Genomic DNA, 21106 nt, shown 5'->3' with positions numbered 1-21106 from the left:
TAAAAATATTATGTCAACAATGTGAACTGTCACAAATTTATACATATTATTGTGATTCATATCACATCCCTTTTCCTCTATGAGTATTATGCTTAGGTTGTAAGCAATGATTGGGAGAGGGTGGGATGATCATGTTTTGTTATCAATGTGAACAAACGCCAACAGGCGGATGTAAAGTAATGGGTGTTTGCGGTAAAAATGAAACAATTGCAAGTTTACAAGATACGATTGTGTTTGGGCTAAAAGGAATTGCAGCTTATCGTACGCATGCTGCTCAGCTAGGGTATACGGATGCATTTGTAGATGCTACGACGCAAGAAGCGTTGTATATGACATTAACAAATTCTAACTTTAATGAACAAGAACATATTGATATGGCTATGAAAGCTGGCAAAGCAGCTTTACGAGTAATGGAGTTGTTAGATGAGGCACATACGAATCACTTTGGTGTTCCAGAGCCTGTTCAAATTACACAAAACCATGTAGAAGGTAAAGCAATTGTAGTTACTGGTCATAATTTATTTGCACTAGAAGAATTATTAAAACAAACAGAAGGAAAAGAAATTAATATTTATACGCATTCTGAAATGTTACCAGCACACGGTTATCCGCAGCTGAAAAAATACAAGCATTTAAAAGGGAATATTGGTAAGGCATGGTATGATCAAAGACGTCTTTTTGAAAAATTCACAGGTGCCATATTAGCGACAACGAATTGTGTTATGCCAATTAAAGGATCATACTCTGATCGATTTTTTTCATATGATATTGCAGGCCTAGAGGGTGTACAAAAAATTGAAAATGATGATTTTGCACCATTGATTCAAAAAGCGCTAGAACTTCCAAAAGTACGTATGGAGTCGAATGAACAGTTAGTAACAGGGTTTCATCATAATACAGTATTATCATTAGCTCCAGAAATTATTGAAGCAGTAAAAGAAGGAAAGATTAAGCGTTTCTTTGTTATCGCAGGTTGTGATGCTCCAGGGAAAGGCGGAGAATATTATCGTGAACTAGCAACGTCACTTCCACCAGAAACGGTTATTTTAACAACTTCTTGCGGGAAATTCCGTTTTAATGATGTGAGTTATGGTGTTGTACCTGGTACGGAGATTCCACGTTACATTGACTTAGGGCAATGCAATAATTCAATTTCTACAGTGAAAATAGCGGTCGCTTTAGCAGATGCTTTTCAGTGCGAAGTGAACGAATTGCCAGTTAGTATTGTCTTATCATGGTTTGAACAAAAAGCGGTTGCCATTTTACTTGGGCTATTTAGTCTTGGTATTCAAGATATTCGCATTGGTCCAAAGGCGCCTGAATTTATTTCACCTGGCGTGCTTGATGTATTACAAGAAGCATTTGGTTTGAAACTGATTACAACTGCAGCGGAAGATATGGATATGATGTTATCGTAACAAAAATATGATTCGATTTATTAATTTCGGTATAATATAGCACCCCAAAACAAAAATGTAGAATGTTTGCTTTGGGGTATTTTCTTTTCTTAGTGGAATAGGTTTGTGGCGAAATTTATTCAAAAAAAATTGACTGTATCTAATAGGGAATAGCTGATTTTAGAAAAATATAAAAATCAAGTTGACATTCACGACTACTCAGTCATACAATGTACTTGTAATAGGTGATACTGAGTAGTGTTGTTTCTCAAAATATTTTCAGTAAACAATGGGTAATAGCTGATTTTAGAAAAATTTTAAAAATCAGTTGACATCCATCACTACTTAGCCATACAATGTAGTTGTAATAAGTAATACTGAATAGTGTGATTTTACTCAAAAGCTATTCAGTAAAAATTCGCCTTAGTACTCTGTAATACTGAATATAAGTCAGACAGAATAGGGGGTAAAGGAGGATCATAACATGGAAAATTTAACTGAAATGCTGAAAGGTTCACTGGAAGGGTGTGTTCTGGAAATCATTAGCCGCCGTGAAACGTACGGCTATGAGATTACTCGCTACCTGAATGATCTTGGGTTTACCGAAGTCGTAGAAGGGACGGTTTATACTATCCTCGTACGATTAGAAAAGAAAAAGCTTGTGAATATTGAAAAGAAACCATCAGATATGGGGCCGCCTCGTAAGTTTTATTCATTAAATGAGGATGGCCGTCAGGAGCTTGAATTGTTTTGGGAAAAATGGGATTTTGTATCGTCAAAAATTAACGTCTTGAAGTCAAACTAGCCTCATAATATAAAATGTTCCGGCTCATATTTGGAGAGTTTCTTGTTCTGCTTTATAAAAAAGGAGGAAGATAAGATGTTGGAAATGTTCAAAAAATTAATTGGTGATAAAAAAGAGTACAAAATGATGATGGCACGTGTTGGGGCACTGCCAGAGGACTATCAGTTTGTGTTTAAGAAAATTCAAAACTACATGTGGAATTTTTCTACCGGCAACGGGATGGATATGCTGCACATACAGTATGAATTAATCGATTTGTTTGAAGCCGGTGCAGCTGAAGGTAGACAGGTGCTAGACATTACTGGGGAAGATGTGGCATCCTTTGCTGACGAACTAGTAGCAAACGCTAAAACGTATGTCTCCAAGTATCGTGAAGATTTGAATGAAAGTATTATGAAGCAATTGAGAAAAAAATAAATGTAATACGAAATACCGACTGATTAGCTGGTTACAAATGTGAATTGCCGCCATCGCTATTCAGTTATATTTTTAAACCAGTACTAAGTAATACAGATTATCAGTGATACTAAATAGAGGGTGTAGGTAATCTAATTTTATAAGGGGGAAAAAGTATGAGCAATGCAGCGATTTCTGTAAAAGGATTAAAAAAATCTTTTAAAGATAAAGAAGTCTTAAAAGGAGTAGATTTTGATGTGCAGCGTGGTGAAATTTTTGCACTACTAGGATCGAATGGAGCAGGCAAGACGACAATAGTCAACATCTTATCAACGCTGTTGAAGCAAGATGACGGTGAAGTAGTTATTTGCGATTTTGATGTTCAGCGTCAACCGGATGATGTTCGTCAAAGCATCAGTTTGACCGGACAGTTCGCAGCTTTAGACGGCATGCTTACTGGGAGGGAAAACTTGATAATGATCGCTCAGTTACGGGGTGTTTCCAATTCCGCTCAAGTTGCTGACAATCTACTTGGAAGGTTTAGCCTGACAGATGCCGCAAATCAGAGGGCAGATCAATATTCGGGTGGGATGAGGCGTCGGCTTGATATTGCGATGAGTTTGATCGGGGCGCCAGCAGTTATTTTTCTTGACGAACCAACGACTGGACTTGATCCTGAAGCGCGGATCGAAGTGTGGGATACAGTCAAGGAACTTGCCGGTAGCGGTACAACGATCTTGCTTACGACCCAGTACTTGGAGGAAGCAGAACAACTGGCTGACCGTATCGCTATTTTGCATGGCGGAAAAATTATTACGACAGGTACTCTTACTGAACTAAAAGAGATGTTCCCGCCAGCAAAAGTAGAATATATCGAGAAGCAGCCGACATTAGAAGAAATTTTCCTTGCGATTATCGGTAAAAAGGAGGAGATGTAAATGAAAAGCAAAACAGGGGTATTACTAGGGCGCTTAATGCGCAATATTATGCGTAGTCCAGATACAATTATTACTGTAGCGATTACACCGATTATGATGATGCTATTGTTTGTTTACGTGTTTGGCGGTGCAATAAAGACCGGAACGGATAACTACGTGAATTATTTATTGCCGGGAATTTTGCTCATGGCTATCGCGTCTGGTGTAGCTTACACTTCTGTGCGATTATTTACGGATGTAAAAAGCGGGCTTATGGCACGTTTTATTACGATGCCTATTAAGCGCTCATCAATATTGTGGGCTCACGTTTTAACCTCTCTTGTTGCTAATGTACTTACTATTGTGGTGGTTATTCTCGTTGCTCTCTTAATGGGCTTCCGTTCAAGTGCTAATATTCTAGATTGGCTTGCGGTAGCTGGTATACTAGGGATGTTTACGTTGGCGCTAACATGGCTAGCTATCATTCCAGGGCTGAAAGCAAAGTCTATGGAAGGGGCGACAGCATACTCGTACCCACTCGTTTTTCTTCCATTTATTAGTTCAGCCTTCGTACCTACCGAAACGATGCCAAAAATTGTTCGTGCGTTTGCTGAGAATCAGCCTGTGACCTCAATCGTAAATGCGATTCGTGCTCTATTATATGAAGGAACTGTTGGCAACGATATTTGGATTGCGCTCGCTTGGTGCGTAGTCATCATGATTATCTCTTACTTTTTCGCTAGTAAAGCATTTAAACGTCAGTTAGGGTAAGTGAATGAAATCTTCTGAAATAATATATATTTGAAAAAGCACGGGAAGATTTTCCGTGCTTTTATTATTTGTTGCGCACTTATGGTAGAAAATATGGGACAACTGGTAACGAATCAAACTCAATATTGTGAGGTTTAACTGATTACTGCTTATGGGGAATATAAACATAATCGCTCTTGTAAATCTTTTAATACTTCATCGGGTATTTCTCTAATTGTAATATCCTTCCCTAGGAAAAGTAGCCAATTTATTATTTCCGTCACTTCATCGGGATTGTTAATATCGATAAATGTTTTTAAAATGGCTGTAGATTGGTAAGGATTTGTATAAGATATTGAAACTTTGAAAGGATGGTATTTTTTGAACTGGACAATCGCTTTTGGACCAAGTTCAAGTACAAGGTTAATTTCTTTGTCCTTCTTACTGAGTTTTTCTAAAATCTTTTTCTTATTTAACCGTTTTTTCGTCGTGTACGGTTCGATATTGATGAGGTCATCGACAGGAAACGTTATTTTCTTTTCTTCTTTTAAGTCAAACCCTTCAATAATCCAATGGCTTTTTTCTTGATAAAGGTGTAATAGATAAATGGAATAAGACTTAACTTCTTTCTCTTCTTTGGTTGTAATCAATAAATGTCTATCCAAAAGAAGGATTAGGATGAGTTTTTCTAACATAGGGTGGGGGAGGTCAGAAAGCTCAAGTAGATCGGGATTATGAGGGTTAGTCCCTTCAAAAAGCAAGAGTTGATTTAAAAGAACGAGATCATCTTGCTGGGTTTCTGAAATAAGTCCTAATAGTTTTTCGGCTAAAGATTGACGACTCTTTAGATAGGGAAGTTGTTGATTTCTTGTAGCCATAAAGGCAATAAAAAGAGCTTTCACTTCATTATCAGTAAAGCGAACAACGGGTAAGATAGAATTATGCATAACAGAATATCCCCCAGCTCTTCCGACTTCAGCTACAAGTGGCATCCCCATAGCTTCAATTTCTCTAATGTCTCTAACAGCTGTCGAACGTGAGATGTTAAATTCTTGTATGATTTCAGAAATTGTAAAATGGGAGCGGTTGTTGATATATCGCATGATGGTATTAATCCGTTCAACTTTTTTCATTTGAGTCTCCTAAACAGTATCATTTTTTGACATGATTTAAAGATATTATAAACTCATCAGATGAAAAGATAAATCGTTTGATTCATTTTAAAAAAAGGAAGGTATTGAATATGAAAAATTATACGATTGAAGAAAAAGATAGCTTTATTGTGTTAGGTATTGGAACTGAAATGAAGAGTGACTATACAGACTTTGCTGGAATAAATAAAGAAAAGGAAGACTTTTGGTCGGCTGTTAAAGAAGATGGAAGGCTGGATACTTTAAAAGCTTTAGCCACAAACGAATACATTTTTTCTGTGAGCGAAGCGGTGAACAATAAGATGATGTATTATGCTGGTGTCATGACAGAAGCACAAATAGAAGGAGAATCTAGAGTGATTCAGTTTCCAAAGGGAGAATACTTAGTAGTGAAAGGGGAAGACAAAACGGCTGAGGAGCTAAGTAATAAGCTGACTGGCATCGCCTTCGGTCAGGCTTTACGAGAAGCAACGGATTTTGCTTATGTTGGCGGACCAAATACAACGGTTGCGATGGGGCAAAGAAACGGCTTAGTATTTGGTGAAATGTGGATTCCAGTTGTTAGAAAGTAAAGTGATAAAAGGTACGAATATGGAAAGTAGAGGTTAACAATCTTGGATTGTTGGCCTTTTTCCTATGAACATAATATTTATAGTCAGCTACACGCTACATTCTGATAAAAGGACATTACTGTAAGATTATGTTGGGGTGAACAAAAAAATTAGGATTTCTTCTAGCATAAGGGCACAACTAAAAGTCGTAAAAGATAAATAAATTAACGTTGTAATTAAACTTTAAATGTTAATTACTGTAGCAGTTAAATTTCTTTCATTAGTGTACAAAATTCGTGTTTTATTGGTGGGACCATTAATATAAAAATTTCATTTTGTCATAAATAAAAAGGCGATTGTTTTCACAATCACCTTTTTATAAACCCTATTTTTATAACTCAAGTGACGAGCTTAATTCATAAGAAAGGAATGACTACATTATATGAAAGCTTGTCTAACTTTGTTACAAATAAAAGAACAGCTAGAAAAAGCTAACTGCTTGATTCACGACCAAGAGAGTTAGAGTGTGAAGAATTTAAGCAGATTTTTTAAAGCCTTGTCTATACTATTTACGGAATATTAAGTTTTATTCGGGTGGTGAGAGAAGTAGGATATTAACCTGGATATGTGCAATTTCATATTCTATAAGTAATAAATTAATGATGGAGTAGGTTGAGAATGGATGATCCGATTAAGGAGATAGTTGGAGCTTGGTTTGTTGCAGTAGGGACAATTATTGCTGCGATTGGGAGTACACCTTTAAAAAGATTGAACAGCGAAATAAGAAAAGACTTGAGCATATGGGGAAATGTATTACAGGCGACGGGGAATGGTCTGGAAGCTGATGGACAACGAGAAGTATCCCTTGAATTTATTGGTCACGGAATTCAATCAATTGGTAATGTAACGGTTCTAACAGGACTCATTATAGATTTTGAAGATGAAATGCAAAAAAAATTAGTGATTGCAGGGAACTGGGTACAGGCATTAGGTGGTGTTACAGCAATAGGTGAGGAAGTAGAGGATAGTTCAAATATAGATGAATCGTATAATATTGTCGGGAATCTGTTACAAGCAACGGGTAATTCATTGCAGGCAATAGGCGGGATAGATGAATTGAAAGCTAGTCGGGGTAAAGTGGAGGGGGTTTTTGAAGGTGATGATGAGGAGGATGGACAGCTTATAGTAATTACGGGGAGTTGGGTCCAAGCGGTTGGCTCAGTAGTTTCATTAATCGGTCAAATAAGAGAAGAAAGCCAAGAGATAGAAGAAAATAATTTACAAGGAAATTAACAAAATAATCCTTTTATGAAAAAAAGGCCCCGTTGTCTCAACAGAATCTTTCCTAAAATGGCAAAGAGTAACTCTTACCTTACTCTTTGTTCGTATAGTACAGGATTGATAGCGAAAATCCAAGGCTCTTTATATTGAAAAATAAAGAAAACTCATTATAAAGAATCTTATTTTTTCGTAAATCAAAGAGCAGCTAGCAAACGTTAACTGCTCGTTCTAAAGGTGACAATCTGGATGCATAAATATAGTATAGTCAAGAATAGGGAAAACCATTCAATTAAGTAGATCGAACGGAAGGGAACCGTATCGTATGAATTAACCGTCTAGGCATGTAAATGAAAAGGAAATACGGCCTTTCGGGATAGAAGAGTTACAAGAATACCGCGTGTTAAAAGTGAAATTTTAAAATATAGAAGAGCAAGCAGCATTTGAAGAAGCTTTGGATGAAGATGAGCAAGAAATGCTTAAAATGAAGTATATGAATCGTAAAGAGTTAAATGATGGCTACATTTATACAGTGTTTGGGATGAAAAGAGGAAAGTATTATAGAAAAAGGAAATCTGGTGCTTTATGATTTGCAAAAGCGCTTAGTATGACATAAGAATGGAATTTTTAGGGTGCCATTTAGGGCACTAAATCAGGTACCTTTTTACATTGGAATCGACGATACGATATTCCTACAGTTACTTGTTCTTTGATAAGAGCATAACATATCTATGCGCTCATAACTGATGATCATAGCCCTTGCACCAAAACGTTACTCGGTCGGAATGGATGGAGTAGGCAGAAACCGTATGATAAAAATGGAATTTATATATCCAACCGCGATGCCTGAGTGTCGTGGCTTTTGAGTTTCTTATTGAGTTTAGTATTTTTTTACTAGATTCATAAGTGACATAAAGGAAATTATGAAAAAAGGTTACTTCTCTCTAACTTTAGATACGAGAATAGTGTAATAGTGAAGATTTTGCTATTCATTTTTTGAATGTTACTTTAAAATTTAGATAAAAAGATAGTATTACTTTTGATTAATTTTAAATGTCGAAATTGAGGGTGAATGCTAGTGTCTAAATTTACACAACAGGACCAAAAGGATTTTAAAAAAAATCTGCTTTATAAAAAAGATAAGAAATTTGTTGAATTTATCGTGGATAGTTATGTACATACCAAAGAGTTTTCTAACGATACTGATAGTTTATCTAATAAGGATAAATTAATGGAGTTAGAAAAAAATGATTTAAAGTATGTGAAAGCAAGAATAGAAAGTTTATCTGAGTACCATGATCCACTTAAGATGGATTCAATGATTCTACCAGCTGTTACGGTTTTATTTTCTGTACTTGCAACTGGATTTTTCGTTAATGCAAAGATGATTAATGGATCCACTAATTCTATGCAGGTTAGTGGATTTACCGTAACAGGTTTCTGGATTTTTACAATCATAACTTTTATTCTTTTTGTATTGAGACCTGGGAAAAAGAAGCATAGTAAGATTATTTTTTTTAGTAAACTGGTTGACATATGTATTGAAGAGAAAGAACAGAAAAAAGAGCAAGAAGAAAAGAGAAGAGAGCAGAAAGAGAAAGAACAGGAAGAGCAGGAAGAGCAGGAAGAGCAGGAAAAGAGAAGGGAGCAGAAAGAAAAAGAAGAGAAAGAAAAGCAGCGAAAAGAGAGTGATGATAAGCTAGTACGTTTATACCTTGAAAAATTAGCTGTGCAAGAAGAAATGAAGGAAGTAAAAAGAAGCAGAAGAAAAAGATATAGAAAAAGATGATTCGGTAAAAAGCGCCTATTTAAGTGCTTTTTTTGTACAAAACAAACGGACTCAATAAACGAAAAAACAGCGATGTATGAGAGTTGTATTTCATTATATTGCATTTAATTTAAAATAAAATGTGAAACTTTTCAAAAGTAGCTATTTTTATTTTGTATAATAAATTTTAGGCGAATTGAAAGGGGATGTTGATGTGAAGGAAATAAAACGCGGTACTGAACCTTATTTTGAGACATTAGGCGGACGAAATGAAATCTATATAGTTGTTAGACATAAAGATGGAATTGAACACCCTTTTGGCGAAGGATTCAAAACGTTAAAGCAAGGATGTTCAACAATAAATACGCTCATGATAATCCAGAATGGCTAAGTGAAAATGGAGATATAAGCGAACTTAATGTGAAAGAGAAAACGCTAAGAATTGTTGGCACGGAAATACAACCGAAACAGCTTATAGTAAATATACCGATTTTAAAGATTGGAACAAATAAAAGTGGCGAATTCGTTTCTTTTTATTTTACATAGAAAAAAGGAAACCATAAAGGATTCCTTGTACATTACGCTGTCTTATAAATTTTATTTTTAATCCTATTTTTAGTATCCATAAATGCGGCGTATGTAGCTATAGCACCACCTAAATAATAGACTTGGAATTTGTGGTCAAAAGCTAATCCTATAATGAAATTGTAGCTGTATATAAAACAAGTTATACCGAACAACCATAACATGAACTTTAAATCTTTTAAGCTCAATCTATAATTCTTAATTCTTTTCCACATATGTATCAACTCCTATTGTCATGAGGTTCTGTAGTTTTTCTTTTTAAAATCGCGCATGTTGAGGATAAAGAATAAAAGGAAGATAACAGCTGCGATGCCATTAATCCAGTAGTATGTGCGCCCTGTTGTGAATCCGTTATAGAAGGAATAGACATTCCAAATTATAAGAAGTACTGAACAGACAGTAGAGATCATTAATGAGCTAAAACTTCTCATGATTTTCACCTCGATTCAAAATGTTAAAACTTATTTATAATTTTACATTCAAATAATTAGATTTACAAGGATAGGATGTAATAAAATGATTTAAAGAAATTACCGTAAAATTATTTAGAAGAACTTGGTAAGGGGGAAGGTTTATGGTCAGCTTTAGTACTTTGTTAGCTTTTGCAATTGTTTCACTTAGCATGGTTTGTTCACCTGGGCCTAATATGATTTATCTCATTTCCCGTTCCATTACGCAGGGACGTATGGCAGGATTTATTTCTCTCTTGGGCATTATGCTCGGATTTGTCATTTATATAATCGCAACAATGTTCGGACTTACAGTTCTATTCCTTGCAGTACCCGCAATCTACGAAGCAGTCAAGTGGACAGGTGCTGCTTACTTACTCTGGCTTGCCTGGAATTCGATAAAACCGGGTGCTACATCTATTATGGAACCTCGTACGATTCCTAATGAGCCACCACGGAAGTTATTTTTGATGGGACTTATGACTAATCTTCTAAACCCAAAGATTGCTATTTTGTATGTGTCACTTTTACCTCAATTTGAAGATCCTGAGAAAGGATCGTTACTTTTACAAGGTGCAGTTTTAGGCCTTACGCAAATCACTGTTAGTTTTATAGTTAACCTTTTAATCGTATTTACAGCAAGTAAAATTGCAAAATGGTTTGGCACACGCCCGACGTGGCTACGAGTACAGCGTTGGCTTATGGCAAGTGTCTTAACGGGTCTTGCAGTACGTCTTGCTTTTGAACGTCGACAGTAATAATATCAAAAAAATTTGAAAATCTTTTTTATGTTACGGCAGGAATGCCGTCTTTTTTTTGTTTTATGGGAATTTTATTTTGTATTGCTTGATAGCACTGTAAAACCTAAAGCAATATGATCATATTGCTTTAGGTACTTTTTTTATAATACGATCATATTATAAAAAGGGAGGAGGATATGAATGCCTAAAATAGTTGATCAAATACAAAGGAAGAATCAAATAGCCACTGCTACTTGGCGTGTAATATTAGAAAAAGGTATTGATAAAGCCTCTATACAGCAAATCGCTGATGAAGCAAATATTTCGGTCGGGCTTGTTCAGCATCATTTTTCGTCTAAAAATGAATTAATTCATTATGCGATGAATTTAGTGTTGAATCGAATGAAAGAGCGGGCAAATACTCGTACAAATGAATTTAAAGGAACGAAAGAAGAAGCACTTAGAAGATTAATGAAGTTTATTATTCCTATTAATAAAGAAGAAATGTTGGAAGGAAAGGTTTGGATTACATTTCTCGGTATATCCTTTAGCTCCCCAGAGCTTATTGAACTTCGGAAGAAAATGGATGACCATACGAGGTATCTTATTGGAATGATCCTAGATTTAATGAAGAAGCTAGGCTACGTCAAACCAGGGTATAATAAAGAGTTTGAATTGGAGATACTGTACGGATTTATCGATGGACTAGTAATTCATGTCCTTCAAACACCAGAATCATATCCAGAAGAGAAAGTAGATCAACTAATTGAGTATTATTTAAAAGAAAAAAAGAGGGATTGATCGCATGAATAAAGTTTTCATTATTATTCTTGTAGTCGTTATCGTATTGATCATTAGGCAGCTTATCCCTAAAAAAGTAGATAGTTTTGATCTTCTTGGTATACCCATCATGGCTATAATTAGAACTTATATCGGTCTTCCAAGTAGTTTGGACTTTATTATTACAATTGAATTAATTAGCTTGCTTATAGTAGGAGCGATAGTTGGTTATTGGCAAGCTAAGAGAGTAAAAGTTTTTCATCATAACAATCAATTATGTAGTGTTGGAGGCTATTCGTATATTATCGGATGGATTATTCTGCTTTTGGGAAGGATTGTTATTTTATTGTTATTCAACCTTAATGCTCTCATATCAACAGTTCATGCGGGACATGCACAATTTACGAGTGAAGTAATTAGAGTTCTTTCGCATGCTGGAGATTGGTTAATATGGTCTACTATTCTTGCATCTTCCATCATGTATACTGTTACTTTATATAAGGATCACCCGGATATCAAAAAATTTATACGTGCTCGTTTTAAAGAAATACAACAACGGATAAAAGATTAATTTAACTAATACAAATCGTGAAAGCATGTATTTGTTGCTTTGTGTCTGCCAAATATACCAATCAACTTAATAAATAAATATTTTATAAAAAATATTTTTTGACCCCCATAAAACTATGTATTCCTCCGAATATATATAGTGAAGAAAAATGGTCATGAAACAATATTGAAGCATTAATAAAATTGCTAGATAAATTTAGGGATCTGAAATAAAAGGTTGAAATTACCAATGATATAGAGAAGAGTTATTCAAAGATTGCAGATAGAATAGAAAAAGAGCAAGCAAAATAAGCAGAAGAAAATAAGAACGTACATTAAAATACAAACTTAACTTTAGTGCCGAGAGAAAAGGAAGGTCATTAAGAAAACGGTGAAAAAAGTTAGTCTCGAAAAATATAACTAACAGCAAGAAGACAAGACCAAAGAAAAGTACTAACAAAATGTGGTTAAATGGTCACTTGTTTAGTGACCATTTTTCTATTTAAAGCAGAAGGAGGCTGAGAGATTACCAGTGTTAAGTTTAGTAATGAAGGTCTTAAGAAAACCGAAAATAGAAGATATCGTATGTAACATACAAAACAACGGAGAAGATAAGGAAGCCTTTATCGTTCAGTATCAGCCGTTTATTAGAAAATCAATCTCATCTGTCTGCCGCCGATATATTACAGAACAGGATGATGAATATAGTATTGGACTGTTTGCGTTTAACGAAGCAATTGAACAGTATTCATATAAAAAAGGAAAATCTTTTCTAGCGTTTGCTGATCTTCTTATAAAAAGAGATGTAATTGACTATATACGCAAGGAATCTAAGCATAACCGTGTCTTTTTAAAAGAAGATGAGCAAGAGGAAATGTTAGAAATGCAAGTATCGCTTACGGAGTATATGAAAGAGATGGACAATAGTAACCGTAAGGAGGAAATTCTTCATTTTCAAAGTGTGTTAGCTGAGTTTAAAATCACATTTTCAGAGCTTGCGAAAGAATCCCCGAAGCATCGTGATACGCGTGAGCACCTAATAGAAATTGTGAAGATTATTATAAAAGAAGAGGAAATGATGGAGGAGCTGTTCCGAAAGAAAAAGTTACCGCTTAAACATATTGAACCACGTGTTAGGGTAAGTCGTAAAACGTTGGAACGACATAGAAAATACATTATTGCAATGTGTATTATTTTTGCAAACAACTATACATATATTCTTGATTATATAAGAGGGGAAAAGCATGATGAATAAAGGAATTGTGATGGATATAAAAAAACATAGCGTAGTTGTTTTAACTCCAAATGGGGAGTTTATTACGTGTGAAAGAAAAGAGAACTCTTGCATGATTGGAGAGGAAATCTCGTTTGAAGAACAAGAACAAAGAGTATCGTATTTTTCGATCCCTTCTTTCTTAAAGCCGGCTTCATTACTTGTTGCTTGTTTTCTATGTGCGTTGTTATTTTTCTACAATCAACCAGAAGAAAAAGTGTTTGCTTATGTCTCAGTTGATATAAATCCAAGCTTAGAGGTGAGCGTAACAAAGGATCTTCGAGTTATAGATTTGCGAGCTTGTAATGATGATGGAAGGCGTATTTTAAAAGAATTGAAGCAATGGAAAGATAAACAATTGCAAGGTGTAATACGTACTATAATAAAGCAAAGTGAAGATGATAAGTACTTAACGAGTGATAAGCAAGTTATGCTAACGGCTGTTGCAAAGGACAATTCGCTAGAACCACAGTTGGAAGAGGCTATGCAGGAATTAAAGAAAGAGTATGAGATAAAACATATTACAATCGAATATCAAAGCAGTACGATGGAAATACGGGAGAATGCTAAGAAAGCAGGAATTGGAACAGGCGTTTACATAAAACAAGAGAATGAGAAGAAAAAATTGCTTACCCCACCTGTACCGCCTTCTAATCAAGAACAACAAAAGTCATCTTCTGATGCATCAGAAGATGTGACTCCTGTAAAAGAAGAAAGGTACGAGAAGAAAGAGTATATAGAACAAAAGCAATCTAAGGAACAACAACCGAAGCGAATAAAAGAAAATAATAGAAATCAGCAAGAGAACAACGATAGAGGATCGCAAGAGAATAATGGGCACCAGCAAGAAAATAACGGAAGAGGCTCGCAAGGGAATAATGGAAATCAGCAAGAGAACAACGGAAGAGGGTCCCAAGGAAATAATGGGCATCAGCAAGAAAATAACGGAAGAGGGTCCCAAGGAAATAATGGGCATCAACAAGAGAACAACGGAAGAGGGTCCCAAGGAAATAATGGGCATCAACAAGAGAACAATGGTAGAGGATCGCAAGGGAATAATGGAAATCAGCAAGAGAATAACGGAAGAGGGTCTCAAGGGAACAATGGAAGAGGCTCCCAAGGAAATAATGGGCACCAGCAAGAGAATAACGGAAGAGGGTCTCAAGGGAATAATGGACACCAGCAAGAGAATAACGGAAGAGGGTCTCAAGGGAATAATGGACACCAGCAAGAGAATAGCGGAAGAGGGTCTCAAGGAAATAATGGGCATCAACAAGAGAACAATGGTAGAGGGTCTCAGTAAGGAAAGTTCCTATCACATAATATAGAGTGAAAGAAAAATCTATAGAATTGGGAGAATTCCCTCTATCTGAAGAGGTTTTTTAATATTTTTTAAAAATGACGGACATAAAATGGTATATCTTTTCGAATTATATATATGGATATCATTAATAGTTATATAAAAGGGGAGAAAAAATATGAAAGAAATGTATGAAGAAATCACTGAAGTATTAAAGGTGTTAGCACATCCTGTTCGTTTATCATTAGTAAAAATAATGCTTGCAAAAGGTCCTATTAATGTAACGACAATGTATGAAATGTTACAAATGCCTCAAAGTACAATTAGTCAACATTTATCTAAACTAAAAGCTACTAAAGTCGTTACAGGCACTCGGAAAGGGTTAGAAATTTATTATGAAGTAACGGATAATCGTACAAAAGCGATATTATTAAGCTTGGCTTAATGGGTGATTGTTTAGACTTCAAAATAAAGTAAGAAATTCAGCGATTGAAATTTTCTTATTAACGTTAGTCGTATGCGTTGTTGCTTTTAATTTGTTTAATATATTTCTTTATTTGGGTCTTGCCGTATCACTATCAAGCTAAAGTTTAAACGGACTATAAAAATGACAGTTTTCTTATTAAGGTCTTTTTGTTAGCTTGATAGTGATGTGCCGTTCCCACTAGTATGTAAAGAAATGGGTAGGCTTTTTTAGTCATGTAATCTTTTGATTTGATGATCTTTTCCCCATTCACATAGTTCATCCATAATTTGCATTAAAGATTTCCCGTATTCGCTTATTGTGTATTCAACCTTTGGTGGTACTTCTTGATATACAGTACGATGGATAATCCCGTCAGCTTCAAGTTGCCGAAGTTGTTGTGTCAGAACTTTTTGCGTAATGTTTGGGATTTCTCGCCGGATTTCATTTGTCCGCATTTTTCCATCCATCAAAACACATAAAATATGAACTTTCCATTTTCCACCGATAACATCGAGTGTCGTTGCAATTGGGCAGTCATCATTTTGATTCATATTACACCTCCAAAGGTACTTTAAGGTTCCTATAGCACTTTAAAGTACGTACTTTTCAATTATATGTGACTCACTCATACTAATACGTAAAGGATTGAATAATTTAAAAAGGGGATGGGAAATGATGAGAACACTTGTAATTGTAGCACACCCTCATATTGAAAAATCAAAAATTAATAAAAGATGGATTGAAGAACTTGAAAAACATTCGGATGAAATAACGGTGCATGAATTATATAAAGTGGCACCGAATTGGGAGTTTAATATTGAGGAAGAGCAAAAGCTGTTAGTAGAACATGACCGATATATATTTCAATTCCCGCTTTATTGGTACAGCACACCACCATTATTGAAAAAATGGTTTGACGATGTATTAACATATGGATTTGCGTACGGATCAAAAGGAGATAAAGTGAAAGCGAAAGAATTTGGTCTAGCTATTTCTATAGGTGGATTAGAAAAAGACTATGAAAATAGCGGAATTACGATGGATGAGTTAACGAAACCATTTCAAGCTACGTGCTTATATACAGACATGAAATTTATACCTTCATTTTATTTATATGGTGCCGAATATAAATTAAGTGATGAAGAGATTGATAAAAGTGCACCTGAGTATGTACGATATGTGATGAATAAGCAGTATTCTAATATATAAGGAGAAACAGCCATTTACTTGTGAAGTAAATGGCTGTTTTTTATTCGTTTTATATTCACTAAGTGTAATCTTTAGTAAATTAATAATTAATCTGGTAAAATAAAAAACCTAACATATATAAAGGGGAGTTTTACTTGAGAACGATGCAAAAATTATTACAAAAAAGAGCAATGCAATCACCAAATTTGGAAGCGCTTGTAGGGGGAGAGAAAAGGTATTCGTTTCAGCAGTATAATGAACGAGTAAATCAGCTTGCACACTATTTGCTACATAACGGTGTACAAAGAGGGGATCGTATTGGAATACTATGCAAAAATAATCATCCGTTTCCAACCGTTATGATGGCAAGTTTAAAAATTGGAGCTGTATGTATTCCGCTAAATCATCAGCTTACTGCTTTTGAATTAGAAACGATTGTAAAAGAAGCAAAATTAAAAGTGTTAGTTATTGATGAAGAATTTAAAGAAGTTTTATTAAAGATTGATGCTGTTAAAGAAATCTCTTATGTAATTAAAACGACAGAAGAAGGTTTTGGTTCATTTGAATTAACATTACAAGAACAGCCAATGACAGAACCGAACGTAGAAGTTCATGAAGAGGATGATGCGATTTACTTATTTACTTCAGGAACGACTGGACAGGCGAAAGCATGTGTTATTGGACATAAAAACTTACATCATTATTTTGCTGAGATTGCAGGACAAAGAGAAATTCCAGCAGGTGAACGCTTTTTATCCGTGCATCCATTGTTTCATATGAGTGGCGTGCTTTCTATTTTAAATTGTATTTATCATGGCGTTACGATGATATTCTTAGCTGATCCGAATCCTACTCTTATTTGGGATAAGATTGAAGAAGAGAAAATTACGACGATGCTGGCGTTCCCAGCCGTTTATAGCTACATGCTTGATGAGCTAAATAAAAAAGAACGTAACATTTCGACTTTTAAAGTAGCGCAAAGTGGTGGTACAAAAGTGCCAGAAACACTCATTCAAAAATATATGGAAAAAGGAATATATATGGTGCAAGGCTATGGTAGTACAGAAGGTTGGGTTGTAACTTCTTGGCATCCAATGATGGGGAAAGAAAAGATGTCTTCTGTAGGAAAAACGCTTAAACATGTAGAGCTGAAAATTGTTCATCCAGAAACAGGTGATGAACTAACAACAAATGAAGTTGGCGAAATTCATGTAAGAAGTCCATACATGTTTAAAGGATATTGGAATAATGAAAAGGCGACAAAGAAGGTAGTAAAAGATAATTGGTTTAACATGGGCGATGCTGGCATGATAGATGACGACGGATTCCTGCATATTATGGGAAGATATAAAGACGTTATCATACGCGGTGGTGACAACGTATATCCAGATCAAGTAGAAGATGTTATTCATGAAATACATGGTGTTTTAGAAGTTGCAGTAGTTGGAATTCCAAATGACTTTTGGGGAGAGATTCCGACAGCGTACATTGTAAAAGACATGCAAACGTCTTTTACGGAAGAAGAAATTATACAGCATTGTAAAGAAAAACTAGCAAGTTATAAAATACCCAAAGTTGTATTTATGAACAAATTACCGAAAAATGCTTTAGGAAAAGTGCTGAAGAGGGAATTAAGGGAAGATGTACTTGTAAAATAAAAAGTTATTAGATGATAAGGAATCCAGTTATGCAGTGAGCATGACTGGATTTTTGTTTGTAAGGAACATAATAATTTACTGGATTTTGTATTTTGTGTAAGATAATAAAGAATATTCGATTAATAATTCGAGGATGAGAGGCAAATGAAGCTACCATTATTAGAAGTAGAAACAGAGAGACTTATGATCCGTCCGTTCCAAAAAGATGATTATGAAAGTTGGTTAGATGGATTTAATAAGAGACTGCCATCTCAATATAAATACGATGATGGTTATCATGACATGTCGTCTTCAACAAAAGAATGGTTCACGGAATGGATAAGAGGTTTTGATGAAGCAGCACATCGAGATGAGATGTATGTATTAGGTATTTTTCGTAAAGAAGACGGAGCTAATATTGGAAAGCTAGAGCTAATAAAAATTTTACGTATAGATTATCAATGGGCGATGATGGGGTATTCCATACATAATCAATACTGGAAAAATGGATATGGTGTTGAAAGTGTGAAAAACGCGTTATCGTTATTTTTTAATAGTCTTCATTTTCATAGAATTGAATTACATATACGTGTTGATAATGAGCCATCCGTTCGTCTTGCGGAAAGAGCAGGTTTTTCTTTTGAATGCAAGAGAGAGGCGTTTTCATTAGAGAATGGTAAGTGGATGGATTTTCTTATTTATTTTAAAAATAAGGAGATGGATATATGAGAGTTCTAATTACAGGTGGAAATCGCGGTTTAGGGTTACAGTTAGTCAAAGTATTTCATGAGAATAGGCATACTGTTTATCCGCTAGTTAGAACTGAGGTTGCGGTAACACAATTGAAGCAAATGTTTAGTTGTAGATGTTTTCCTATATTGGCAGACTTATCGAGTGATGAGAGTACGGAACAAATTAAGAAACAACTAGATCAACATACACAGTATATGGATCTAGTTATAAATAACGCAGGAATTACTGGAAAGGAGACGAAGGTTTTACATACAAATTCAGAAGAGTTAACGGACTTATTTAATATTCATTGCTTAGGTGTAATTCGAGCTGTAAAAGGTACATATGTAGCGTTAGCGAAATCGGATCATCCGAGAGTAATAAATGTATCTTCTCGATTAGGATCATTACATAAAATGGCGAACAAAGAGTTTCCGCAAGGTCAGTTCTCATATTCATATCGAATTGCTAAAGCTGCACAAAATATGTTAACGCTCTGCTTACAACAAGAGTTTGAGGATAAAGGAATTCGTGTAACTGCCATTCACCCTGGGAAATTAAAGACTGACATTGGTGCTTTTGATGCGAATATGACTCCGGCTGAAGGAGCAAAAAATATATATGATTGGGTAATGGATTCAAATGAGGGTGCTTCAGGGAAGTTTATTGAGCCGGGTGTGGGGGAAATAAAGTGGTGAAGTACGATCTTACAGTAGTTCAAAATTTATTTGGTCCTTCGAAAAAAATATTAAATGGTTTACCAAATGCAGTAACGATTGAAGAGATAGAAGATGTTTTTTATAACGTACAAACATATAAAGAAAAGATAAGTAGATTTGAAGAGGTTTGTTTTAATTGGGAGCTAAAAAGAGCGAGTATTGTATTAAACAAGAGGTTTAGTAGTTATAACTCAAGTGCAAAAGTGTTACTTGATGCCGGTTTTTCTTTGTATGCCGCAAAGATAGAAGTATGTAGAGAATTGAACAATATAGAAGAGCTTGAAAGACAATATACATATCGATCAATAGCAGAAGGAACGTTATCGGAAAAAGAATTTAAATATATTTGGGAACGATGTATGTCGGGTTCAGGGAATCAAACTTCAATTTTAACTATCGATGAGCATTTTTATTCAGTGCAAACAGAGTTAGGTAAGGGCTGGGAAAAGTCATGTATTGTTTTTTATGATAAAAATGAGCCGATTGGTATGTCCATACCGCATATAGAAACTGGAACAGAAGGGGAAGGACGGTTATTTTATTTTGGGGTAATGCCTTATTGTCGCGGGAAAGGAATTGCTTCCCAGCTGCATCTTCAATCGTTGCATATGTTAGAGGAAATGGGGGCCACTTATTACATCGGAGGCACACATACTTCAAATGAAAAGATGCAGAGGATATTTTGGAGAAATAATTGTTCGTTGAAAACGGAGATAGAGCTTTATTATAAAATTTTTAAAGAAAGTTAGAGGAAAAGAGAATGAAGACTATAAACGTATTTCATTACGATGCATTTACAAATAAACCAAGTATGGGGAATCCAGCAGGTATTGTATTAAATGCAGATGGATTAACGGAAGAAGAAATGCAACGTATTGCTGAAAAAGTTGGATTTAACGAAACGTCTTTTGTTCTTTCTTCAGAAGTAGCGGATATAAGAATGCGCTACTTTACACCTGGTTTTGAAATGGATTTATGTGGTCATGGGACAGTTGCAACAATATTTGCCTTGCGTGAAAAAGGGTTACTAGAAGAGAAAAATAACCTTACGATTGAAACGAAGGCCGGGATTTTACCGATAAAAATAGATGTAAAAGAAAATGGAGAAACCTTTATTAAAATGAGGCAGGCAGCACCTCAGTTTAAAGAATTTACCGGTTCAAAAGAAGAATTAGCTAATAGTGTTGGTTTGAACGTAAACGATTTAGATGTAAGTTTACCGATTGTATATGGAAGTACGGGGAACTGGACGTTAATTGTACCGATTAAAAATCTTAATGCATGTGAGAGTATGAAACCTAATAATGATGTATTTCCCTCAGTATTAAAAGAAATACCTAATGCTTCTATTCACCCAGTTTGTCTAGAAACTTATGACGAAAAGGTACAAATGCATGGACGTCATTTCTCATCAGCTAATGCTGGAACGATTGAAGATCCAGTGACAGGAACAGCTTCAGGTGTAATGGGGGCATATTATGCGACGTATTTGGAGAAAGGTTTCGACCAGAAAATAGAGTTAATTGTTGAACAAGGACAGGAAATGAATAAAGATGGCCGTGTAACGGTATATGTAACGAAAAATGTAGAAAATGAGAAGTTACAAATAGATATTGCTGGAACAGCGGTATATGTGAAAGAGTTTGAATTTTTAATATAAAGTGAAACTTTAATC

General features: G+C 35.1%; 25 protein-coding genes. 21 read left to right on the top strand and 4 right to left on the bottom strand.

Features of this window, described 5'->3' with window-relative positions; all coding sequences use genetic code 11:
- Nucleotides 1-131: 131 nt before the first annotated feature.
- From hcp to KZZ19_RS16555, 5 genes are all read left to right on the top strand, one after another.
- Complete coding sequence (gene hcp / locus KZZ19_RS16575) at nt 132-1418, top strand: hydroxylamine reductase (protein WP_237980778.1); 1287 nt, start codon at nt 132-134, stop codon at nt 1416-1418.
- Nucleotides 1419-1881: 463 nt separating this feature from the next.
- A complete protein-coding gene (locus KZZ19_RS16570; protein WP_237980779.1) occupies nt 1882-2202 on the top strand; it encodes a PadR family transcriptional regulator in 321 nt (106 codons plus the stop codon).
- Nucleotides 2203-2277: 75 nt separating this feature from the next.
- Entirely contained in the window at nt 2278-2619 is a 342-nt protein-coding gene (locus tag KZZ19_RS16565) for a DUF1048 domain-containing protein (RefSeq protein WP_088097147.1), read from the top strand.
- A 155-nt stretch (nt 2620-2774) separates the two neighbouring features.
- A complete protein-coding gene (locus KZZ19_RS16560; protein WP_237980780.1) occupies nt 2775-3536 on the top strand; it encodes an ABC transporter ATP-binding protein in 762 nt (253 codons plus the stop codon).
- Nucleotides 3537-4286: an ABC transporter permease gene (locus tag KZZ19_RS16555; protein WP_237980781.1), complete on the top strand. Its 750-nt coding sequence runs from the start codon at nt 3537-3539 to the stop codon at nt 4284-4286.
- A 149-nt stretch (nt 4287-4435) separates the two neighbouring features.
- On the opposite strand, the gene KZZ19_RS16550 is transcribed toward KZZ19_RS16555, so the two are convergent.
- Entirely contained in the window at nt 4436-5398 is a 963-nt protein-coding gene (locus KZZ19_RS16550; RefSeq protein WP_237980782.1) for a helix-turn-helix transcriptional regulator, read from the bottom strand.
- A gap of 110 nt (nt 5399-5508) precedes the next feature.
- On the opposite strand from KZZ19_RS16550, the gene KZZ19_RS16545 reads away from it, so the two are divergent.
- The 4 genes from KZZ19_RS16545 (at nt 5509) to KZZ19_RS16525 (ending at nt 9559) form a co-directional block, all read left to right on the top strand.
- The gene (locus KZZ19_RS16545) at nt 5509-5988 is read left to right on the top strand and encodes a GyrI-like domain-containing protein (RefSeq protein WP_088097143.1); all 480 of its coding nucleotides are present in this window, start codon (nt 5509-5511) and stop codon (nt 5986-5988) included.
- Between the two features lie 657 nt (nt 5989-6645).
- Complete coding sequence (locus KZZ19_RS16540; protein WP_088097142.1) at nt 6646-7260, top strand: DUF6944 family repetitive protein; 615 nt, start codon at nt 6646-6648, stop codon at nt 7258-7260.
- A gap of 1063 nt (nt 7261-8323) precedes the next feature.
- Nucleotides 8324-9034, top strand: coding sequence for a hypothetical protein (locus tag KZZ19_RS16530; RefSeq protein WP_322349757.1), 711 nt, complete (start codon nt 8324-8326; stop codon nt 9032-9034).
- Between the two features lie 327 nt (nt 9035-9361).
- Complete coding sequence (locus KZZ19_RS16525) at nt 9362-9559, top strand: hypothetical protein (RefSeq protein WP_237980784.1); 198 nt, start codon at nt 9362-9364, stop codon at nt 9557-9559.
- A gap of 32 nt (nt 9560-9591) precedes the next feature.
- Here the strand turns inward: KZZ19_RS16525 and KZZ19_RS16520 are convergent, their stop codons facing one another.
- Together KZZ19_RS16520 and KZZ19_RS16515 are read right to left on the bottom strand one after the other, a co-directional pair.
- Nucleotides 9592-9813 (bottom strand): hypothetical protein, encoded by a 222-nt coding sequence (locus KZZ19_RS16520; protein ID WP_016135043.1) that lies wholly within the window; start codon nt 9811-9813, stop codon nt 9592-9594.
- Between the two features lie 18 nt (nt 9814-9831).
- Nucleotides 9832-10029, bottom strand: coding sequence for a hypothetical protein (locus KZZ19_RS16515; RefSeq protein ID WP_082181434.1), 198 nt, complete (start codon nt 10027-10029; stop codon nt 9832-9834).
- 143 nt (nt 10030-10172) lie between these two features.
- Here KZZ19_RS16515 and KZZ19_RS16510 point away from each other — a divergent pair, with 143 nt between their 5' ends.
- The 6 genes from KZZ19_RS16510 (at nt 10173) to KZZ19_RS16485 (ending at nt 15134) form a co-directional block, all read left to right on the top strand.
- Nucleotides 10173-10805, top strand: a complete 633-nt coding sequence (locus tag KZZ19_RS16510) for a LysE family translocator (RefSeq protein WP_088097139.1) — start codon at nt 10173-10175, stop codon at nt 10803-10805.
- 183 nt (nt 10806-10988) lie between these two features.
- A complete protein-coding gene (locus tag KZZ19_RS16505; RefSeq protein WP_237980785.1) occupies nt 10989-11588 on the top strand; it encodes a TetR/AcrR family transcriptional regulator in 600 nt (199 codons plus the stop codon).
- A gap of 4 nt (nt 11589-11592) precedes the next feature.
- On the top strand, nt 11593-12138 hold the full coding sequence (locus KZZ19_RS16500; protein WP_237980786.1) for a hypothetical protein: 546 nt from the start codon (nt 11593-11595) through the stop codon (nt 12136-12138).
- Nucleotides 12139-12648: 510 nt separating this feature from the next.
- Nucleotides 12649-13371 (top strand): RNA polymerase sigma factor SigI, encoded by a 723-nt coding sequence (sigI, locus tag KZZ19_RS16495; RefSeq protein WP_237980787.1) that lies wholly within the window; start codon nt 12649-12651, stop codon nt 13369-13371.
- Nucleotides 13364-14692, top strand: a complete 1329-nt coding sequence (locus KZZ19_RS16490; protein ID WP_348638001.1) for an anti-sigma-I factor RsgI family protein — start codon at nt 13364-13366, stop codon at nt 14690-14692. The genes sigI and KZZ19_RS16490 overlap by 8 nt, the downstream gene beginning before the upstream one ends.
- 175 nt (nt 14693-14867) lie before the next feature.
- The gene (locus KZZ19_RS16485) at nt 14868-15134 is read left to right on the top strand and encodes an ArsR/SmtB family transcription factor (protein ID WP_071736354.1); all 267 of its coding nucleotides are present in this window, start codon (nt 14868-14870) and stop codon (nt 15132-15134) included.
- A 248-nt stretch (nt 15135-15382) separates the two neighbouring features.
- Here the strand turns inward: KZZ19_RS16485 and KZZ19_RS16480 are convergent, their stop codons facing one another.
- Nucleotides 15383-15706, bottom strand: coding sequence for a winged helix-turn-helix transcriptional regulator (locus tag KZZ19_RS16480; protein WP_088097133.1), 324 nt, complete (start codon nt 15704-15706; stop codon nt 15383-15385).
- Nucleotides 15707-15830: 124 nt separating this feature from the next.
- Here KZZ19_RS16480 and KZZ19_RS16475 point away from each other — a divergent pair, with 124 nt between their 5' ends.
- The 6 genes from KZZ19_RS16475 (at nt 15831) to KZZ19_RS16450 (ending at nt 21091) form a co-directional block, all read left to right on the top strand.
- Complete coding sequence (locus KZZ19_RS16475; protein ID WP_237980904.1) at nt 15831-16364, top strand: NAD(P)H-dependent oxidoreductase; 534 nt, start codon at nt 15831-15833, stop codon at nt 16362-16364.
- Nucleotides 16365-16498: 134 nt separating this feature from the next.
- Nucleotides 16499-18001, top strand: a complete 1503-nt coding sequence (locus tag KZZ19_RS16470) for a class I adenylate-forming enzyme family protein (protein ID WP_237980789.1) — start codon at nt 16499-16501, stop codon at nt 17999-18001.
- 144 nt (nt 18002-18145) lie between these two features.
- On the top strand, nt 18146-18709 hold the full coding sequence (locus KZZ19_RS16465) for a GNAT family N-acetyltransferase (protein WP_088097131.1): 564 nt from the start codon (nt 18146-18148) through the stop codon (nt 18707-18709).
- Nucleotides 18706-19410, top strand: a complete 705-nt coding sequence (locus KZZ19_RS16460; RefSeq protein ID WP_237980790.1) for an SDR family NAD(P)-dependent oxidoreductase — start codon at nt 18706-18708, stop codon at nt 19408-19410. Before KZZ19_RS16465 ends, KZZ19_RS16460 begins: the two co-directional genes overlap by 4 nt.
- On the top strand, nt 19407-20180 hold the full coding sequence (locus tag KZZ19_RS16455) for a GNAT family N-acetyltransferase (RefSeq protein WP_098344210.1): 774 nt from the start codon (nt 19407-19409) through the stop codon (nt 20178-20180). Before KZZ19_RS16460 ends, KZZ19_RS16455 begins: the two co-directional genes overlap by 4 nt.
- Nucleotides 20181-20191: 11 nt before the next feature.
- On the top strand, nt 20192-21091 hold the full coding sequence (locus KZZ19_RS16450) for a PhzF family phenazine biosynthesis isomerase (protein WP_237980791.1): 900 nt from the start codon (nt 20192-20194) through the stop codon (nt 21089-21091).
- Nucleotides 21092-21106: the final 15 nt, after the last annotated feature.

It is taken from the genome of Bacillus thuringiensis, from assembly GCF_022095615.2.
In the GTDB taxonomy this organism is placed as follows: domain Bacteria; phylum Bacillota; class Bacilli; order Bacillales; family Bacillaceae_G; genus Bacillus_A; species Bacillus_A cereus_AG.
The sequence above is the reverse complement of the archived record's forward strand: the minus strand, read 5'-3'. Positions and strand labels throughout refer to the sequence as shown.

What these genes read in the sequence shown, in the direction of transcription:
- KZZ19_RS16475 (WP_237980904.1), top strand. Translation starts at nt 15,831, where the DNA reads ATGAGAACACTTGTAATTGTAGCACACCCTCATATTGAAAAATCAAAA.
- KZZ19_RS16480 (WP_088097133.1), bottom strand. Translation starts at nt 15,706, where the DNA reads ATGAATCAAAATGATGACTGCCCAATTGCAACGACACTCGATGTTATC.
- KZZ19_RS16540 (WP_088097142.1), top strand. Translation starts at nt 6,646, where the DNA reads ATGGATGATCCGATTAAGGAGATAGTTGGAGCTTGGTTTGTTGCAGTA.
- KZZ19_RS16500 (WP_237980786.1), top strand. Translation starts at nt 11,593, where the DNA reads ATGAATAAAGTTTTCATTATTATTCTTGTAGTCGTTATCGTATTGATC.
- KZZ19_RS16465 (WP_088097131.1), top strand. Translation starts at nt 18,146, where the DNA reads ATGAAGCTACCATTATTAGAAGTAGAAACAGAGAGACTTATGATCCGT.
- KZZ19_RS16560 (WP_237980780.1), top strand. Translation starts at nt 2,775, where the DNA reads ATGAGCAATGCAGCGATTTCTGTAAAAGGATTAAAAAAATCTTTTAAA.
- KZZ19_RS16570 (WP_237980779.1), top strand. Translation starts at nt 1,882, where the DNA reads ATGGAAAATTTAACTGAAATGCTGAAAGGTTCACTGGAAGGGTGTGTT.
- KZZ19_RS16550 (WP_237980782.1), bottom strand. Translation starts at nt 5,398, where the DNA reads ATGAAAAAAGTTGAACGGATTAATACCATCATGCGATATATCAACAAC.
- KZZ19_RS16450 (WP_237980791.1), top strand. Translation starts at nt 20,192, where the DNA reads ATGAAGACTATAAACGTATTTCATTACGATGCATTTACAAATAAACCA.
- KZZ19_RS16515 (WP_082181434.1), bottom strand. Translation starts at nt 10,029, where the DNA reads ATGAGAAGTTTTAGCTCATTAATGATCTCTACTGTCTGTTCAGTACTT.
- KZZ19_RS16555 (WP_237980781.1), top strand. Translation starts at nt 3,537, where the DNA reads ATGAAAAGCAAAACAGGGGTATTACTAGGGCGCTTAATGCGCAATATT.
- KZZ19_RS16490 (WP_348638001.1), top strand. Translation starts at nt 13,364, where the DNA reads ATGAATAAAGGAATTGTGATGGATATAAAAAAACATAGCGTAGTTGTT.
- KZZ19_RS16525 (WP_237980784.1), top strand. Translation starts at nt 9,362, where the DNA reads ATGTTCAACAATAAATACGCTCATGATAATCCAGAATGGCTAAGTGAA.
- KZZ19_RS16520 (WP_016135043.1), bottom strand. Translation starts at nt 9,813, where the DNA reads ATGTGGAAAAGAATTAAGAATTATAGATTGAGCTTAAAAGATTTAAAG.
- hcp (WP_237980778.1), top strand. Translation starts at nt 132, where the DNA reads ATGTTTTGTTATCAATGTGAACAAACGCCAACAGGCGGATGTAAAGTA.
- KZZ19_RS16485 (WP_071736354.1), top strand. Translation starts at nt 14,868, where the DNA reads ATGAAAGAAATGTATGAAGAAATCACTGAAGTATTAAAGGTGTTAGCA.
- KZZ19_RS16565 (WP_088097147.1), top strand. Translation starts at nt 2,278, where the DNA reads ATGTTGGAAATGTTCAAAAAATTAATTGGTGATAAAAAAGAGTACAAA.
- KZZ19_RS16545 (WP_088097143.1), top strand. Translation starts at nt 5,509, where the DNA reads ATGAAAAATTATACGATTGAAGAAAAAGATAGCTTTATTGTGTTAGGT.
- KZZ19_RS16510 (WP_088097139.1), top strand. Translation starts at nt 10,173, where the DNA reads ATGGTCAGCTTTAGTACTTTGTTAGCTTTTGCAATTGTTTCACTTAGC.
- KZZ19_RS16505 (WP_237980785.1), top strand. Translation starts at nt 10,989, where the DNA reads ATGCCTAAAATAGTTGATCAAATACAAAGGAAGAATCAAATAGCCACT.
- KZZ19_RS16460 (WP_237980790.1), top strand. Translation starts at nt 18,706, where the DNA reads ATGAGAGTTCTAATTACAGGTGGAAATCGCGGTTTAGGGTTACAGTTA.